Annotated in this window: 14 protein-coding genes; 12 read left to right on the top strand and 2 right to left on the bottom strand. The window is 66.6% G+C overall.

The window, feature by feature from the left end; all coding sequences use genetic code 11:
- Positions 1-11: 11 nt before the first annotated feature.
- Positions 12-1,943, bottom strand: coding sequence for an ATP-binding cassette domain-containing protein (locus AC3FNH_RS02450; RefSeq protein WP_488718971.1), 1,932 nt, complete (start codon positions 1,941-1,943; stop codon positions 12-14).
- A gap of 270 nt (positions 1,944-2,213) precedes the next feature.
- Between AC3FNH_RS02450 and AC3FNH_RS02445 the strand changes: the two genes are divergently transcribed.
- The 10 genes from AC3FNH_RS02445 to AC3FNH_RS02400 all read left to right on the top strand — a co-directional run bounded on the left by AC3FNH_RS02445 (position 2,214) and on the right by AC3FNH_RS02400 (position 13,499).
- Entirely contained in the window at positions 2,214-3,191 is a 978-nt protein-coding gene (locus AC3FNH_RS02445) for a MurR/RpiR family transcriptional regulator (RefSeq protein WP_276100699.1), read from the top strand.
- Positions 3,192-3,197: 6 nt separating this feature from the next.
- Positions 3,198-4,172: an isoaspartyl peptidase/L-asparaginase family protein gene (locus AC3FNH_RS02440; RefSeq protein WP_488718970.1), complete on the top strand. Its 975-nt coding sequence runs from the start codon at positions 3,198-3,200 to the stop codon at positions 4,170-4,172.
- A 49-nt stretch (positions 4,173-4,221) separates the two neighbouring features.
- Positions 4,222-6,111 (top strand): dipeptide ABC transporter ATP-binding protein, encoded by a 1,890-nt coding sequence (locus AC3FNH_RS02435; protein WP_488718969.1) that lies wholly within the window; start codon positions 4,222-4,224, stop codon positions 6,109-6,111.
- Between the two features lie 28 nt (positions 6,112-6,139).
- Entirely contained in the window at positions 6,140-7,696 is a 1,557-nt protein-coding gene (gene gsiB, locus AC3FNH_RS02430; RefSeq protein ID WP_488718968.1) for a glutathione ABC transporter substrate-binding protein GsiB, read from the top strand.
- Positions 7,697-7,776: 80 nt separating this feature from the next.
- Complete coding sequence (gsiC, locus tag AC3FNH_RS02425; RefSeq protein ID WP_488718967.1) at positions 7,777-8,697, top strand: glutathione ABC transporter permease GsiC; 921 nt, start codon at positions 7,777-7,779, stop codon at positions 8,695-8,697.
- 15 nt (positions 8,698-8,712) lie between these two features.
- Positions 8,713-9,624 carry a glutathione ABC transporter permease GsiD gene (gene gsiD, locus AC3FNH_RS02420; protein ID WP_488718966.1) on the top strand — a complete coding sequence of 304 codons (912 nt, stop codon included), beginning with the start codon at positions 8,713-8,715 and terminating at the stop codon, positions 9,622-9,624.
- 11 nt (positions 9,625-9,635) lie between these two features.
- The gene (locus AC3FNH_RS02415) at positions 9,636-10,670 is read left to right on the top strand and encodes a DmpA family aminopeptidase (protein WP_488718965.1); all 1,035 of its coding nucleotides are present in this window, start codon (positions 9,636-9,638) and stop codon (positions 10,668-10,670) included.
- Complete coding sequence (locus AC3FNH_RS02410) at positions 10,667-11,485, top strand: M55 family metallopeptidase (protein ID WP_488718964.1); 819 nt, start codon at positions 10,667-10,669, stop codon at positions 11,483-11,485. The genes AC3FNH_RS02415 and AC3FNH_RS02410 overlap by 4 nt, the downstream gene beginning before the upstream one ends.
- A gap of 99 nt (positions 11,486-11,584) precedes the next feature.
- Entirely contained in the window at positions 11,585-12,343 is a 759-nt protein-coding gene (locus AC3FNH_RS02405) for a hypothetical protein (protein ID WP_276100249.1), read from the top strand.
- A 73-nt stretch (positions 12,344-12,416) separates the two neighbouring features.
- The gene (locus AC3FNH_RS02400) at positions 12,417-13,499 is read left to right on the top strand and encodes a M14 family metallopeptidase (protein WP_488718963.1); all 1,083 of its coding nucleotides are present in this window, start codon (positions 12,417-12,419) and stop codon (positions 13,497-13,499) included.
- Between the two features lie 48 nt (positions 13,500-13,547).
- Here AC3FNH_RS02400 and AC3FNH_RS02395 read toward each other — a convergent pair whose 3' ends face one another.
- Complete coding sequence (locus tag AC3FNH_RS02395) at positions 13,548-14,561, bottom strand: AraC family transcriptional regulator (RefSeq protein WP_488718962.1); 1,014 nt, start codon at positions 14,559-14,561, stop codon at positions 13,548-13,550.
- Between the two features lie 361 nt (positions 14,562-14,922).
- Here AC3FNH_RS02395 and andAc point away from each other — a divergent pair, with 361 nt between their 5' ends.
- Both andAc and andAd read left to right on the top strand, forming a co-directional pair.
- Positions 14,923-16,200, top strand: a complete 1,278-nt coding sequence (gene andAc / locus AC3FNH_RS02390; protein WP_488718961.1) for an anthranilate 1,2-dioxygenase large subunit AndAc — start codon at positions 14,923-14,925, stop codon at positions 16,198-16,200.
- A 1-nt stretch (position 16,201) separates the two neighbouring features.
- Positions 16,202-16,678, top strand: coding sequence for an anthranilate 1,2-dioxygenase small subunit AndAd (gene andAd, locus AC3FNH_RS02385; protein WP_276100253.1), 477 nt, complete (start codon positions 16,202-16,204; stop codon positions 16,676-16,678).
- Positions 16,679-16,688 lie beyond the last annotated feature (10 nt).

The following is a 16,688-nucleotide window of genomic DNA, read 5'->3' as shown; positions in this document are numbered from 1 at the left end:
GGCGAACCCCTTTACACAATCTGCTCGATCTGCTCCTGCAGTTCCAGCCACTTCTCTTCCAGCGTTTCCAGCTCGCCATTGACCTCGCCCTGGCGCTTGAGCATTTCCATCAGCTTCGACTTGTTGGCCTCGGCATAGCTGGTCTCGTCGGCCAGGAACTGGTCGATCTCGGCCTTGGCCGGCTGCAGTACCGCCATGCGCTTTTCCACCTTTTCCAGCTCCTTGGTAAGCGGCTTGCGCAGTTGCGCGAGGCGCTGGCGCTCGTCCGCTTCGGCGCGGCGCTGGTCCTTGCGGTTGACGGCGGCCGCGGCACCGCCCGATTCCGCCTGGTGCGCGGCCGCGGCCGCGTTGCGCTTGGCCGCGGCCTGCTGCAGCAGCCAGTCGCGGTAGTCGTCGAGGTCGCCGTCGAATGGCCGGATGGTGCCGTCGGCGACCAGCATGAACTGGTCGGCCGTGGCGCGCAGCAGGTGGCGGTCGTGCGAGACCAGGATCAGGGTGCCCTCGAACTGCGCGAGCGCCATGGTCAGCGCCTCGCGCGTGTCGAGATCCAGGTGGTTGGTCGGTTCGTCGAGCAGCAGCAGGTTCGGCTTTTGCCAGACGATCAGTGAAAGCGCCAGCCGGGCTTTCTCGCCGCCCGAGAACGGCTCGATCGGCGAGGTCGCCATGTCGCCGCGGAAGTTGAAGCTGCCGAGGAAGTCGCGCAGCTCCTGTTCGCGCGTATCCGGCGCCAGCCGGGCCAGGTGCTGCAGCGGCGAGTCGTGGTCGCGCAGCGTTTCGAGCTGGTGCTGGGCGAAGTAACCGATCTGCAGCCCCTTGCCCAGGCGCAGCGTGCCAGTGAGCGGATCCTGCGTACCCGCCAGCGTCTTGACCAGTGTCGACTTGCCCTGGCCGTTGGCGCCGAGCAGGCCGATGCGCTGGCCGTTCTGGATCGACAGCGCCAGCTTGTGCAGGATCGTCACCGGCGGATCGGCCTCGGCATAGCCGCAGTCGACGCCGTCCAGCACCATCATCGGGTTGGGGGCGGCGTCAGGTTCGCGGAACTCGAACGCGAAGCCGGCCGCGACGTGGACCGGCGCCAGCCGCTCCATCTTCTCGAGCGCCTTGACACGGCTCTGCGCCTGGCGGGCCTTGGTCGCCTTGGCCTTGAAGCGCGTGATGAACGATTCCAGGTGCGCGATTTCCTTCTGCTGGCGGACATAGGCCGACTGCTGCTGCGCCATCTGCTGCAGGCGCAGGGTCTCGAACAGCGTGTAGTTGCCGCCGTAGCGGCGCAACTGCTGGTTCTCGATGTGGACCGTGACATTGCAGATCGCGTCCAGGAATTCGCGGTCGTGCGAAATCATGACCAGCGTGCCGGGGTAGCGCGCCAGCCAGTCTTCGAGCCAGACGATGGCGTCCAGGTCCAGGTGGTTGGTCGGTTCGTCGAGCAGCAGCAGGTCGGACGGGCACATCAGCGCCTGGGCCAGGTTCAGGCGCATGCGCCAGCCGCCCGAGAATGACGACACGGGCTGCGATACCTGGGCGAGCGTGAAGCCCAGGCCCAGCAACAGGGCCTCGGCGCGGGCCGGGGCGGTGTAGCCGTCGGCATCGGCAAAGCCGGCGTGGGCCTCGGCCTCGGCGCTGCCGTCGCCGACGGCCTGGGCTTCGGCGATGGCGGCTTCGATCTCGCGCAGGCGCGTGTCGCCGTCGATCACATAGTCCACGGCGCTGCGCGCCACCGCCGGCGTCTCCTGCGCCACGTGCGCGATGCGCCACTGCGCCGGGACGGCCACATCGCCGCCGTCCGGATGCAATTCCCCGCGCAGCATCGCGAACAGGGTGGACTTGCCGCTGCCATTGGCGCCGACGAGGCCCACGCGCTCGCCCGGGTTGAGCGTCACGCTGGTGTGGTCGAACAGCACCTTGGTGCCGCGCTGGAGGACAAGCTGGTCGATTCGGATCACGAGGAAGGCAGAAACGTCGGGGTAAACGGAGATAAGCGGAGGCAAACGGCGGAAACCGGCGCGAAAGCTGGCAGGAGCCCGGGATGCGGCGCTGGGCGGCATTGTAGCGTTTCCGCTCGAGGCTGCCCGCGCGAAATGCAGGGAGTCCTAGGGATTACCCTCGAACAATGAAATCTTTGTTTTCTTGTTTGGCGTCTGCGTGTAAATTCATTTTCATTGCAGCCATAGCGGCCGATGCCTGGTCTTTACCGCGGCCCGTATTTCACATCCATGTCGGACGGCACCTCGATTTCCGAACGCATTGCACGCAGCCTGCCAGCGCTCACCCCCGCGCACCAGCGCATGGCCGAGTACGTGCTGGCCAATCCGTTCCGCGCTGCGACCATGCGCATTGACGAATTCGCGGCCGCGGTACAGGTGTCGGTGGCAACCGCCAACCGCTTTGCGCGCGCGCTCGGGTTTGACGGCTATCCGCAGTTCCGTGCCGAGCTGGTGCGCGGTTTCGAGGCGACGCTGGCGCCAGTGGAGCGCCTGCGTTCGGAGCTGGAGCGGCCGGCGACGGCCGCGGAAGCCTTCGCCGCTTCGCTGGACAATGCCGCCGCGAACCTGGAAGCCACGCGCCGCGCGCTGGATGCGGACGCCTGCGAGCGAGCGGTATCCGCCATTCTCGCGGCAGAGCGCGTCTACATTGCCGGCTTCGGTGCCAGCGGCTTCCTGTCGGGCCTGCTGCAGCACGGGCTGGAGATGCACTGCCGCATGGTGACCTCGGTGGCCGCTGCCGGCGGCGCGTCGCACGCGGCGCGCCAGTTGTTCAAGCTGAGCCCCGCCGACCTGGTGATCGCCATTGCCTTTCCGCGTTATGTGTCCGACACCGTGGTGCTGGCCCAGCGCGCCAAGGCGCGCGGCGCGCGTGTGCTGGCATTGACCGACGGCCCGACCTCGCCGCTGGCGCCGATCGCCGATATCGCGCTTTACGCGCAGGCCGCCAACCGGCTGTCCGCCAACTCCGACGCCAACGTCCTGGCGCTGATCGAAGCGCTGTGTGGCGCCGTGGCGCACCGGGCCGAGCGCCCGGTCAAGGCCGCCGCCGAGATGACCGAATTCCTCCTGCCCTGGCTGTACGGCGCCAATGCCGGCAATGCTGGCAACGCGGCCGGCACGCAGCCGGGGCAACCCGTGGCGCAAGCCGACGGCGAAAGCAAGCCGGGCGCCGTCCGCCGCAACTCATTCAAGCATCCGAAAGCGTAGTTCTCCATGACTCAAGCAATCATTGCCATCCACGGCGGCGCCGGCACCATTACGCGTGCCGCCATGGATACCGCGCGCGAACGCGAATATATCGAGGCGCTGGAACAGGTGTTGCTGGCCGGCCAGCGTGTGCTGGCCGACGGCGGCAGGGCCATCGACGCCGTCACCGAAGCGGTGCGCCTGCTCGAAGAGTGCCCGCTGTTCAATGCCGGCAAGGGTGCGGTGCTGACGCACGCCGGAACGTACGAACTCGATGCCGCGGTGATGGATGGCGCGACGCTCAATGCCGGCGCGGTGGCCTGCGTGACGCGGCTGCGCAATCCGGTGCTGGCCGCGCGCGCGGTGATGGATCACAGCGAGCACGTGCTGTTCGCGGGAGAGGGCGCCGAAGCCTTTGCGCAGGCCCACGGGCTTGAACTGGTGTCGCGCGATTACTACTATACGCAGGCCCGCTACGAGCAATGGGAACGCGCCCGCGCCGTGCAGGGCATGGCGCTGCTTGATCATGACGCTGCCGCGCTGGCCGCGCGCGAACTTGCCGGCAAGCCGGACCCGATCGATCCGGACAGCAAGTTCGGCACGGTCGGCGCCGTGGCCTGCGACAGCTTCGGCAACCTGGCCGCCGCAACGTCCACGGGCGGTGTCACCAACAAGCAGGTCGGCCGCGTGGGCGATACGCCGGTGGTCGGCGCGGGCTGCTACGCCGATGACGTGGCCGCGATCTCGGCCACGGGCACCGGCGAAATGTTCATCCGCACCGTCGCCGCGCACGATGTCTCGGCGCAGATGCGCTATGCCGGACTGTCGCTTGAAGAATCCGCGCGCCGTGTGGTCATGGAAAAGCTGCCCGCCATCGGCGGCCGCGGTGGGCTGATCGCGGTGGACCGCTTCGGCAACATCACGCTGCCGTTCAACACCGAGGGCATGTACCGTGGCTTTGCGCGTGCCAGCGGCCCTGTGACCGTGTCGATCTACGGCTGACGCGAGCCGTTCGCTTTCAGCAATTCCCGCAGCAATCCAAGGGGTGCCCGTGGCTGAACTCTCTACTCATTCAAGCATTGTGCTGCCGCCGCAGCGCGTGGTGTCCGTGGACGGCCTGACCGTGCGCTTTGCCACGTCGGAACGCACCGTCGAAGCCGTGCGCAACCTGTCCTTCCACGTGGATCGTGGCGAGACGCTCGCCGTCGTCGGCGAATCCGGCTCCGGCAAGTCGGTGACCTCGCTGGCGCTGATGCGGCTGGTGGAGCATGGCGGCGGCAAGATCGTGTCGGGCAGCATGGCGCTGCGCCGGCGCGGCGGCAACGTCATCGACCTGGCGCGGACCGACAACGCAACGCTGCGCAGCGTGCGCGGCGCCGACGTGGCCATGATCTTCCAGGAGCCGATGACTTCGCTCAACCCGGTGTTCCCGGTGGGCGAGCAGATCGCGGAATCGATCCGGCTACACCAGGGCAAGGGCCGCTCAGCCGCCCGTGCCGAGGCGCTGCGCATGCTGGAACTGGTGCGCATTCCGGAAGCGAAGCGCGTCCTGGACCGCTTCCCGCACCAGTTGTCCGGTGGCATGCGCCAGCGCGTGATGATCGCCATGGCGCTGTCGTGCAAGCCGGCACTGCTGATTGCCGATGAGCCGACCACCGCGCTGGATGTGACCATCCAGGCCGAGATCCTGCAACTGATCCGCGGCCTGCAGGCGGAAATGCACATGGGCGTGGTGTTCATCACGCACGATATGGGCGTGGTGGCTGAAGTGGCCGACCGCGTGCTGGTGATGTACCGTGGCGAAAAGGTCGAAGAGGGCGGCTCGGACGAAGTGTTCCGCGCCCCGGCCCATCCCTATACGCGCGCGCTGCTGTCGGCCGTGCCGCGGCTTGGCGCCATGCAGGGCACCGACCTGCCGGCCAAGTTCCCGCTGCTGCAGCTTGGCGATTCGGCTCCTGAGCCCGCGGCGCCGCAGGACACCGTGTCCGCCGAAGCCACGCCGATCCTGCGCGTGCGCGACCTGGTGACGCGCTTCGACGTGCCGGGCGGCCTGTTCGGCCGCGTCGCGCGGCGCGTCCACGCGGTGGAGAAGGTCAGCTTCGATCTCTACCCGGGCGAGACGCTGGCGCTGGTCGGCGAATCGGGTTGCGGCAAGTCGACCACCGGACGTTCGCTGCTGCGGCTGGTCGAAAGCCAGAGCGGCACCATCGAGTTCGGCGGGCATGACATCAGCCGCATGGAAGGTGCCGCGCTGCAGCACCTGCGGCGCAATATCCAGTTCATTTTCCAGGATCCGTTCGCCTCGCTCGATCCGCGCGTGCCGGTCGGCTATTCGATCATGGAGCCGCTGCTGGTGCACAAGGTGGCCAGCGGCAAGGAGGCCGAGCAGCGTGTTGCCTGGCTGCTGGAGAAAGTGGGGCTGGATGCTTCGCATGCCGCGCGCTATCCGCACGAGTTTTCCGGTGGCCAGCGCCAGCGCATCTGCATTGCGCGCGCACTGGCGCTGAACCCGAAGGTGGTAGTGGCGGACGAATCGGTGTCCGCGCTCGATGTCTCGATCCAGGCCCAGATCGTCAACCTGATGCTGGACCTGCAGCGCGAGCTGGGCATCGCCTTCCTGTTCATCTCGCACGACATGGCGGTGGTGGAGCGCGTGAGCCATCGCGTGGCGGTGATGTACCTGGGCCAGATCGTCGAGATCGGCCCGCGCCGCGCGATCTTCGAGAACCCGCAGCACCCGTACACGAAGAAGCTGATGGCCGCCGTGCCGATTGCCGATCCGGCGCGCCGTCACCTGCGGCGCGAGCCGCTTTCCGATGAAATCCCCAGCCCGATCCGCGCGGTCGGCGACGAGCCAGTGGTGCAGCCGCTGGTGGCCGTTGCCGGCAGCGGGGAGAGCGGCCATTTTGTTGCCCGGCACGCCATCGGCGGCGCCTACTGAAACTAAGGTTGATCCAAGGAGAATCGAGATGTCTGCACGGATGGTTTCGCCCAGGCTGCTGGCCGGGCTGCTCGCGGTTGGCGCGATGGGCGCACTGGCGGCCGGTCCTGCCTTTGCCGCCAAGGACGCGGTAATGGCTGTCGCTTCCACGTTCACCTCGCTGGACCCGTACGACTCGAACGACACGCTCTCGCAGGCCGTGTCCAAGAGCTTCTACCAGGGGCTGTTTGGCCTGGACAAGGACATGAAGCTGGTCAACGTGCTGGCCGAGAGCTATGACGTCAGCAAGGACGGCCTCACCTACACCATCAAGCTGAAGAAGGGGGTCAAGTTCCACGACGGCACCACGTTCGACGCCGCCGCGGTCAAGGCCAACCTGGACCGCGTGACCAACCCGGCCAACAAGCTCAAGCGCTACACGCTGTTCAACCGCGTGGCGAAGACCGACGTGGTGGACAGCAATACCGTGAAGATCACGCTGAAGGAGCCGTTCTCGCCCTTCATCAACGTGCTGTCCCATCCGTCGGCCGTCATGATCTCTCCGGCCGCACTGCAGAAGTACGGCAAGGACGTTGCCTTCCATCCGGTCGGCACCGGCCCGTTCGAGTTCGTGGAATGGAAGCAGCCCGACCACCTGAAGGGCAAGAAGTTTGCGGGTTACTGGAAGACGGGCTACCCGAAGATCGACACGATCACGTGGAAGCCGGTGGTGGACAACAATACGCGCGCGGCCGTGATGCAGACCGGCGAGGCCGACTTCGCCTTCAGCATTCCGTTCGAGCAGGCGGCAGTGCTCAAGAACAGCCCGAAGGCGGACCTGATCGCGGCGCCGTCGATCATCCAGCGCTACGTGTCGCTGAACACCATGGTCAAGCCGTTCAACGACCCCAAGGTGCGCCAGGCCATCAACTACGCCATCAACAAGGATGCGCTGGCCAAGGTGGCCTTCGCCGGCTACGCCGTGCCGGCCGAGGGCGTGGTGCCGCCTGGCGTGGATTTCGCCGAGAAGCTGGGTCCGTGGCCGTATGACCCGGCCAAGGCACGCGCGCTGCTGAAGGAGGCCGGCTACCCGAACGGCTTCGAGACCACGTTGTGGTCGGCCTACAACCACACCACCGCGCAGAAGGTGATCCAGTTCGTGCAGCAGCAGCTGCAGCAGGTCGGCATCAAGGCCAGCGTGCAGGCGCTCGAAGCGGGCCAGCGCGTGGAGAAGGTGGAGAGCGTGCAGAAGCCGGAAGAAGCTGGCGTGCGCATGTACTACGTGGGCTGGTCGTCGTCGACGGGCGAGTCCGACTGGGCGCTGCGTCCGCTGCTGGCATCGGAGTCGATGCCGCCGAAACTGCTGAACACCGCCTACTACAAGAACGACCAGGTCGATGCCGACATCGCGGGCGCGCTGCGCACGACCGATCGCGGCGAGAAGGCGAAGCTGTACAAGGATGCGCAGGAACGCATCTGGAAGGATGCGCCGTGGGCCTTCCTGGTGACCGAGAAGGTGCTGTTCGCGCGCAGCAAGCGACTCACTGGCGCGTATGTAATGCCGGACGGCTCGTTCAATTTCGACGAGATCGATATCAAGCAGTAAGCAGTAAGCCGAATGTGGCCGCCTGCCCGCGTCGCGGGGGCGTGGGCGGGCTGGCCTGCGGCCTTTCCCTCTGAAGCGTCATGCTGAACTATTTCCTCAAACGATGCCTGGGCGTGATCCCCACACTGCTGATCGTCGCGGTGCTGGTGTTCCTGTTCGTCCACCTGCTGCCCGGTGACCCGGCGCGGCTGGCGGCGGGCCCGGAGGCGGACCAGGCCACGGTCGAACTGGTGCGCAAGGACCTCGGGCTGGACAAGCCCATGCCCCAGCAGTTCGTGCACTTCTTCTCGAACGCGGTCCGCGGCGAGTTCGGACATTCGCTGCGCACCAAGCGCCCGGTCGGCGAAGAGATCGGCGACCGCTTCATGCCGACGCTGTGGCTGACCGTCGCGTCGATGGCCTGGGCCGTCGTGTTCGGCATGGTCATCGGCATCTGCTCGGCGGTCTGGCGCAACCGCTGGCCTGATCGCCTGGGCATGACGCTGGCCGTGTCCGGCATCTCGTTCCCCGCCTTTGCGCTGGGCATGCTGCTGATGGAAGTGCTCTCCGTGCAACTGGGCTGGCTGCCGTCGATCGGCGCCGAAAGCTGGAAGCACTACATCCTGCCGTCGCTGACGCTCGGTGCCGCGGTGGCGGCGGTGATGGCGCGTTTTACGCGCGCCTCGTTCGTCGAGGTGCTGCAGGAAGATTTCGTGCGCACCGCCCGTGCCAAGGGCGTGCGCGAAACCGTGGTCGTGGCCAAGCACACATTGCGCAACGCCATGATCCCGGTGGTGACCATGATGGGCCTGCAGTTCGGCTTCCTGCTGGGCGGCTCGATCGTGGTGGAGAAGGTCTTCAACTGGCCGGGCCTCGGGCGCCTGCTGGTCGATGCCGTGGAGATGCGCGACTACCCGGTGATCCAGGCCGAGGTGCTGCTGTTCTCGCTCGAATTCATCCTGATCAACCTGGTGGTGGACCTGCTCTACACCGTGATCAACCCAACCATCCGCTACAAGTAAGAGAGGGAGGCCGGCATGACTGAGATTTCCACGCCCGCCGCCAGCCAGGCAGCCGCGACCGCAGCGGCGCCGCAGGCCGTGCGTACGCCCTGGAGCGAGTTCTGGCGCAAGTTCCGCAAGCAGCATCTGGCGCTCGGCGCCGGTGCGTTCGTGCTGCTGCTGGTCGTGGTGGCGATCCTGTCGCCGCACCTGGTGCCGTACGACCCCGAGAATTTCTTCGACTATGACGCGCTCAATACCGGGCCGTCCGCGGCCCACTGGATGGGCGTGGATTCGCTTGGGCGCGACATCTTCAGCCGCATCCTGGCGGGCACGCGCATCTCGCTGGCGGCGGGCTTCCTGTCCGTCATCATCGGCGCCCTGGTCGGCACGGTACTGGGGCTGCTGGCCGGTTACTACGAGGGCTGGTGGGACCGCATCGTGATGCGCATCGCCGACGTGCTGTTCGCGTTCCCGGGCATCTTGCTGGCGATCGGCGTGGTGGCGATCCTCGGCAACGGCATGGTCAACGTGATCTTCGCCGTGGCGATCTTCAGCATTCCCGCCTTTGCGCGCCTGGTGCGCGGCAATACGCTGATGCTCAAGCGCCTGACCTACGTGGAGGCCGCGCGCAGCATCGGCGCGTCGGACTGGACCATCCTGATGCGGCATATCCTGCCGGGTACGGTGTCGTCGATCGTGGTGTATTTCTCGATGCGCATCGGCACGTCGATCATCACGGCGGCAAGCCTCTCGTTCCTCGGGCTGGGCGCACAGCCGCCGACACCGGAGTGGGGCGCCATGCTCAACGAGGCACGCGCCGACATGGTGACGGCCCCGCACGTTGCGATCTTCCCGAGCCTGGCCATCTTCCTGACGGTGCTCGCATTCAACCTGCTCGGAGACGGGCTGCGCGACGCGCTCGATCCCAAGATCGACCGGCGCTGAGGCAAGCGCAGATGGAACAGGTGACGCCGCCGGTCATCGGCACGCTGCCCGCCGGCGTGCGCAACAGCATTACGGACGTGGCCGGCGTGACGGTCGGGCATTGCACGCTGGACCACGGCGATCTGCAGACCGGCGTGACGGTGGTGAGCCCGCATGCCGGCAATCCTTACCTGCAAAAGGTGCCCGCTGCATGCGCGGTGATCAACGGCTTTGGCAAGAGCGTGGGCCTCGTGCAGGTGGAAGAACTGGGCGTGTTGGAAACACCGGTCGCGCTGACCAACACGTTCGCCGTCGGCGCCGTGGCGCAGGCGCAGATCCGCGAGGCCATCGCGGCCAATCCGGAGATCGGCCGGTTGCTGCCGACGGTCAACCCGCTGGTATTCGAGTGCAATGACGGCTACCTGAACGATATCCAGGCCATGGCGGTCGGCGGTGACCACTATGAGGCGGCCTGTGCTGCCGCGAGCGCGAACGTACACGCCGGCGCGGTCGGGGCGGGGCGCGGCATGTCGGCGTTTGGCGTCAAGGGCGGTATCGGCACGGCCTCGCGGCTTGCCGGCGGCTACTGCGTGGGTGCACTGGTCCTGGCGAACTTCGGGATACCTGAGTCTCTCGTCGTGGCAGGCCGGCACGTCGGCGGTGAGCTGGCTGCACGGCTCGCGGCGCCGGCGCCCGAGCCCGAGAAAGGCTCGATCATCATGATCCTGGCGACCGACGCGCCGCTGGATGCGCGCCAGCTGCGCCGTCTGGCGCAGCGCGCCGGCGCGGGCCTGGCGCGCACGGGTTCGGTGTACGGGCACGGTTCGGGCGATATTGCACTGGCGTTTTCCACGGCGTACACCGTGCCGCACCATGCCGCCGATCCGATGCCTGCCGTGGCGCTGCTGCACGAAAGCCGCCTGGACCCGCTGTTCCGCGCGGCGGCCGACAGCGTCGAACAGGCCATCCTTCACGCGCTATGGCACGCCGTGACTGTCCGGGGCCGCGATGGCCACGTGCGGCAGGCATTGCTGGATGTCGTGCCCGAACTTCACAAGCGAACATGAAGCTGCTGATCTCCACCGATATCGAAGGTATCGCCGGCGTCTTTCACGCCGAGCAGACCCGGCCCGGAAACGGCGAATACGAGCGCGCCCGCGCCTGGATGACTGGCGAAGCCAACGCGGCCGTGCAGGGCGCGTTCGACGCCGGTGCCAACGAAGTGCTGGTCAATGATTCGCATGGCGGCTTCCGCAATCTGCTGCCCGACCAGATCGATCCGCGCGCGCAGCTCGTGCTGGGCAAGCCGCGCTACCTCGGCATGATGGCAGAGGTCGAAGCGGGCTGCGATGGTGTGTTCATGATCGGCTACCACGGCCGCGCGCAGAGCCGTGGCGTGCTGGCGCATACGATCAACAGCGGCGCCTTCGCACGGGTGTGGCTGAACGGGCAGGAATATGGCGAGGCTGGGCTTTATGCCGCGCTGGCCGGCGAGTTCGGCGTGCCGGTGCTGATGGCAAGCGGCGACGATGTCTTCATCGACGAGACCCGGACGCAGATGCCGTGGGTGCGCTATGTGCAGACCAAGTCGGCGGGCGGCTTCGGCAGCGGCAGCACGCTTGCGCCATCCGCCTCGCGCGACGCCATCCGCGAAGCGGCCACGCTGGCGGTGCTTGAGCGGGCCAATGCACGCGTGCTGCGCATCGATGCTCCCCTGAACTGCAGGCTCCAGACCCAGACGACGGCGCACGCGGACCTGTTCTGCCAGTGGCCGGCCCTGGAGCGGGTGGACGGCGTCACGCTGACATTCGCGGCGGATTCGGTGCAGGCAGCGGTGCGCATGCTGAACTGCCTGTCGGCCATGTCGTTCATGCTGAAATAGCGGAATTGGCCCGTTGCGGCGCGATCGGCGACAATACCGGGTTCGGCCGGCCCGGCCGGCTTCACCCGCAATACCGCTTTGCCGCAAGACCGCAGACTCATGACCCAGGCACAGAACGGGGGCTGGATTCCCGTACGCAAGGATTTCGTCGACCTTGACACGCGCTGCCACGCGCGCGGCGCCACCGGACGGCACCATGGCTTTCCCGATGGCAGGGCGTACATCCTGCGCGATGCACTGGGCCATGAATACCCGTTCGGCGAGACCTGCGCCCAGGCCGCCGTGCTCCATCCCGGCCAGCTTGCACAAGTGCCGGATTACACCGAGCGCGACGTGGTGCGCCAGGCCGAGTCGCTCGATGCGGTCATCGCCATGGCGTCGCGCCGCCGGCCAAGCGCCGCCCAGCGCGAAGCCGAACAGCGCATGGCCGCAATCCGCTACCTGATCCTGCGCATGGAAAAGGTCGCGGCGGTGCCGCGCGTGCAACCCACGGTGCGCTTTGCGCCACTGCAGGACGTCTACGAGTATTTCCAGCGCACCGGCGAACTGAGCCGGGCGCAGGTGAGTCGTATTCTCGCCATCGAGAAGAGTCCGACCACGCCGCCGCGCCTCAAGGCGACCAACCTGCTGGACGTCTACACGGCCCACGTCAAGCTGGAACGGCTGATCGCGGCTTCCAACCGGCTCGACAACATCCGCTTCCTGCGCAGCCTGCACGACTGGCTGGCGCGGCAGCTCGTGCTGTCGGCGGCGCAGATCGCCGCCGCAGGCATCGAAATGCATCCGCAGGCATTCAGTTCGCCCGGCATCTGGGGGCCGGACGACGCGCGCCCCGGCGAAAGCGGGCAGCTTTTCTGACGCGCTGCACGCTGGCAAGCCCGGACGATTTGGCGTCTAATGCCAGCATCTCCGTTCGCGTGGGGCAGTCGCCATGGGCCAGGTTTCGGGATGCTTTGCCACCAGTTATGCCGAGGCGCGGCAGAAGTTCCTGGCCGCCGCGCGCGCCGCGGGCGCAACACTTGCGGAATTCCCCCATCCGACCCGGCGCGGCAGCGCCGGCGAGGACCTTGCCATGGATGTCGCGTGGGTCGGGCCGGCGGACGCCCGTCACGTGCTGATGGTGAGTTCCGGGGTGCATGGCGTGGAGGGCTTCTGCGGCTCCGGCGCCCAGGTGGCGCTGCTGGCTGATGCGGTCCTGCTGGCGGACTGCGCCGAAGCGCGCCTGGGCCTGCTGCTCGTGCACGCGGTCAATCCCTACGGTTTTTCCCATCTTCGCCGGGTCAACGAGGACAACGTCGACCTGAACCGCAATTTCATGGATTTCGCGCAACCGCTGCCGGACAACGCGCCGTATGCGGAGATTGCGCCGATGCTGGTGCCCGAGCAATGGCCGCCGTCCGACGCGGAGCAGGCACGGTTCATGAAGACCGTGGCGGAAAAAGGCATGGACTGGTACCAGACTGCGGTCAGCGGCGGGCAGTACCAGGATCCGCGCGGCCTGTTCTATGGCGGTAACAAGGAAACCTGGAGCAACTACACGCTGCGGCGCGTGCTGGCGCGCTTTGGCAGCGGACGCAGCAGCCTGCGCTGGATCGATGTCCACACCGGCCTGGGGCCATGGGGCTACGGCGAGCCCATCTGCATGGGCCCCGACCAAGACGCGCAGCTCGGGCGGACCCGCGCCATCTGGGGCAACGAGGTGACGTCGATCTATGACGGCTCGTCCAGTTCGGCCCGGCTGACCGGGCTGGCCTGGCAGGCGGTAGCCGGCACGCTGCCCGATGTCGACTATGCGGGGATCGCGCTGGAGTTCGGCACGCTGCCGGTTGCCGAAGTTCTTGACGCGCTGCGCGGGGACCACTGGCTCTACCTTCATCCGGAGGCCGACGAAAACCAGCGCACGCTGGTCAGGCAGGCCATGTGGCGGGCTTTCTATGGCGATACCGACGACTGGCGCGAGGGCGTGGTCGAGCAGGTCACCGCAGCCGTCCGAAAGGCCATGCGCGCGCGATAGCCGCCCGATCACGGCGCGGGGTGCGGAAACCTCTTGCAGGATCTTCCACTATGTACGCCGCTTCTGCGTGTCGCTGGGCAGCTCGTTGAAGCGCGCAGCGTAGTAGGCGGCGAAGCGGCCAAGGTGGCCGAAGCCAAGTGCCAGCGCGGTTTCAGTAATGCTGGCGCTGGGGTCAAGCATCAGACGGGTGCGTACCGCGTCCAGGCGGATATTGCGCAGCAGCTCCATCGGCGAGATGCCATGGTGGTGGTGGCAAACCGCATTCAGCGTGCGGAAGCTCACGCCAGCGGCGCGCGCCAGGTCCTCGAGCGAGACTGGTGCGCAAAGGTGGGACTCGATGTAGGCCATCACGGCGTCCATCTGCCGCATCCTCCGGCTGGCCGCTGTGGCTTCCCCTTGCCCCGGCCCCGAAGCAGGCTCCGGCGGCAAGGGCAGGGTGGCGGTTCTCACGGGCTGGTGCAAGAGGAGAAACAGGGCCAGGCTTCGCTCCAGATGATCGACCCAACTGGCATGAATTGCGGAGTCGCTTGAGCAGGACAGCACATTCAGTAACGAATGCGCGATCAGGTCCCATTGCGGTTCGAGCTCACGCGGCAGCAGGACGCCGGGGGCAAGGTCGACACGTTCCACGCCTTCGCGCCCCGCGGCCTCGTGCAACAGAGTGTGCGGCACCCTGACGATCATCTGCTGGTTGCCAGGGCTCCACCGCAGCCGGATCCGCTCCTTCGGCGCGAGCACCGCCGTGCGGCCCTCGGCAACCCACAGCCGGTGGCCGTCGCATTCGATCTCGGCGCCGGCGCCGAGCGAGGTATGGACGAGGGAGAAGTCCTCGAACGGGCGCGCGGATATCTCCACTTCGGCGCCGTAGCGCAGCGCATAGATCTTCAGGCGATTGAGCTCGCCTTTGAACATCGCCGCGTCGGGGGCGCCTGGCTTCCAGCGCAGTACATGGTCGGTGAGTTCACGCGCAACGTGGTCGTGCGCTTCCACGCGCACATCGGACTGGAACAGCGGTTTGCTATAGAGCGCGGAGAGAGCGGGAGTCCGCGGAGAAAGTGGCATTTGTTGTCCCCGTTTCTGGCCTTACCGCGGTCTCCCTGTGCCGATGCACCGGAAACTGCCTGGAAAGTCACAGACTGATCTACGGAGGGCTGATTGCCCTTCTTCATCTTTCTGCAATTCATCTTGCCATAGTGCGCGCGGCATGAGTAGCGCCGCCCGGCCCTCGCAACCCTGCCTTGCCGAAAGCGGACAGCCGCCCGGGCGTGCCTTGCCATTTACGGATAGCCGCCGCCGAAGTGGCAAGAAACGGATCGCGGCACGGTACAGGTCGGCCAGTTTCGGATAGTGCCGCCGTCAGTGAATTTCTACACTCGGCCCATTCCCCAATTCCCCATCCCCCAACAATTTCGCGGAGACAGCGATGTCAGACTCGCCACGGCTGGCCGGGAACGCCAGCGACCGGAAAGTGATCTTTCCCCAGCCCGACGGCTCATGCGTCCCCTACAGCGTGTTCAGCTCGCAAGAGGTCTATGACCGGGAGCAGGAGCGCATCTATCGCGGGCCGTACTGGAGCTTCGTAGCCCTGGCCTGCGAGATTCCCAATCTCAACGATTTCAAGAGCACCTTCGTCGGCGATACGCCGGTGGTGGTAACGCGCACGGCGAACGGCTTTGCGTGCTGGGTCAACCGCTGCGCGCATCGCGGCGCGGTGGTGTGCCGCGAGAAGTATGGCAACGCCGAATCGCACACCTGCGTGTACCACCAGTGGAATTACTCCTGCGAGGGCGACCTGCAGGGCGTGCCGTTCCGGCGCGGACAGAAGCAGGGCACCATCACCCTGACCGGGATGGCCAAGGCCTTCGATCCGTCGCAGCACGGGCTGCAGAAGCTGCGCGTGCAGGAATACAAGGGCCTGCTGTTTGCCACCTTCAGCGACCAGGCGCCGCCGCTGGCCGACTACATCGGCCCCGAGATGGGTCCCTGGGTGGACCGCGTGTTCCACAAGCCGGTCGTCTATCTGGGCTGCACCCGCCAGTACTCGAAATCGAACTGGAAGCTCTACTTCGAGAACGTGAAGGATCCCTATCACGCGAGCCTGCTGCACCTGTTCCATACCACCTTCAACATCTTCCGCGTCGGCATGAGCGCGCGCTCCATCCCGGACGCCACGCACGGCCTGCACAGCCTGATCACGGTGACCAAGCCGAAGCAGGACACCAACACCGCAGCGGCCTACACCGACCAGAAGATCCGTTCGATGCAGGACGGCTTTGCGCTGGAGGACCCCTACGTGCTGGGGCAGATCTCCGAGTTCGAGGAGGACTGCACCAACCACATCCAGCCTATCTTCCCGCAACTGGTCATCCAGCAGATCCACAACACGCTGGTGGCGCGCCAGCTGCTGCCCAAGGGGCCAAACAACTTCGAGCTGGTGTTCCACTTCTTCGGCTACGAGGACGACACCCCCGAGCTGCGCGAGCTGCGCCTGCTGCAGGCCAACCTGGTGGGGCCGGCCGGCTATATCTCGATGGAAGACACCGAGGCCACCGAGCTGGTGCAGCGCGGCACCGTGCGCGATGGCGACAAGACGTCCTACATGGGCATGGGCCTGGATGCGCCGGAGCAGACCAACAGCAATATCACCGAAAACCTGATTCGCCGCTTCTGGGCCGGATATCAGCACGCGATGGGGTACTGAGATGAAGAATGACCTGCAGCTCTGGATGGAACTGAGCGCCCTGCAACACCGCTACGTCCACGCCATCGACAACAACCTGCTGGAGAGCTGGCCGGCCTTCTTCACCGAGGACGGCACCTACACCATCATCTCGCGCGAGAACGCCGACCGTGGCCTGCCCGCGCCGATCATCCACTGCCGCAACCAGAAGATGATGCGCGACCGCATCGTCGCGCTGCGCCACGCCAACATCTATGAGGCGCACGGCTATCGCCACGCGCTGGGCGGGCTGGTGATCGAAACGGCGACGGACGAAGAAGTGCGCACGGTGTCGAGCTATATCGTGGTCAATACCGGCGCCGCGGGCGACTCCGTGGTGTACCAGGCCGGCGTCTACCGCGACACCGTCGTCAGGCAGGACGGCGCCTGGCGCTACAAGGAAAAGCGGGTCGTCTACGACACCTCGCGGGTCCAGACCCTTCTGGCCACGCCGATCTAGGAGTGCATCC

The sequence above is a fragment of the Cupriavidus sp. 22TCCZM01-5 genome (assembly GCF_057798915.1).
Note: the sequence above shows the minus strand (reverse complement) of the source record. Positions and strands in the feature narration are given on the sequence as shown.

Bases quoted from the DNA above. Each gene is read 5' to 3' on its own strand.
- AC3FNH_RS02445 (WP_276100699.1), top strand. From the start codon at position 2,214: ATGTCGGACGGCACCTCGATTTCCGAACGCATTGCACGCAGCCTGCCA.
- AC3FNH_RS02440 (WP_488718970.1), top strand. From the start codon at position 3,198: ATGACTCAAGCAATCATTGCCATCCACGGCGGCGCCGGCACCATTACG.
- gsiB (WP_488718968.1), top strand. From the start codon at position 6,140: ATGTCTGCACGGATGGTTTCGCCCAGGCTGCTGGCCGGGCTGCTCGCG.
- gsiC (WP_488718967.1), top strand. From the start codon at position 7,777: ATGCTGAACTATTTCCTCAAACGATGCCTGGGCGTGATCCCCACACTG.
- gsiD (WP_488718966.1), top strand. From the start codon at position 8,713: ATGACTGAGATTTCCACGCCCGCCGCCAGCCAGGCAGCCGCGACCGCA.
- AC3FNH_RS02415 (WP_488718965.1), top strand. From the start codon at position 9,636: ATGGAACAGGTGACGCCGCCGGTCATCGGCACGCTGCCCGCCGGCGTG.
- AC3FNH_RS02410 (WP_488718964.1), top strand. From the start codon at position 10,667: ATGAAGCTGCTGATCTCCACCGATATCGAAGGTATCGCCGGCGTCTTT.
- AC3FNH_RS02405 (WP_276100249.1), top strand. From the start codon at position 11,585: ATGACCCAGGCACAGAACGGGGGCTGGATTCCCGTACGCAAGGATTTC.
- AC3FNH_RS02400 (WP_488718963.1), top strand. From the start codon at position 12,417: ATGGGCCAGGTTTCGGGATGCTTTGCCACCAGTTATGCCGAGGCGCGG.
- AC3FNH_RS02395 (WP_488718962.1), bottom strand. From the start codon at position 14,561: ATGCCACTTTCTCCGCGGACTCCCGCTCTCTCCGCGCTCTATAGCAAA.
- andAc (WP_488718961.1), top strand. From the start codon at position 14,923: ATGTCAGACTCGCCACGGCTGGCCGGGAACGCCAGCGACCGGAAAGTG.
- andAd (WP_276100253.1), top strand. From the start codon at position 16,202: ATGAAGAATGACCTGCAGCTCTGGATGGAACTGAGCGCCCTGCAACAC.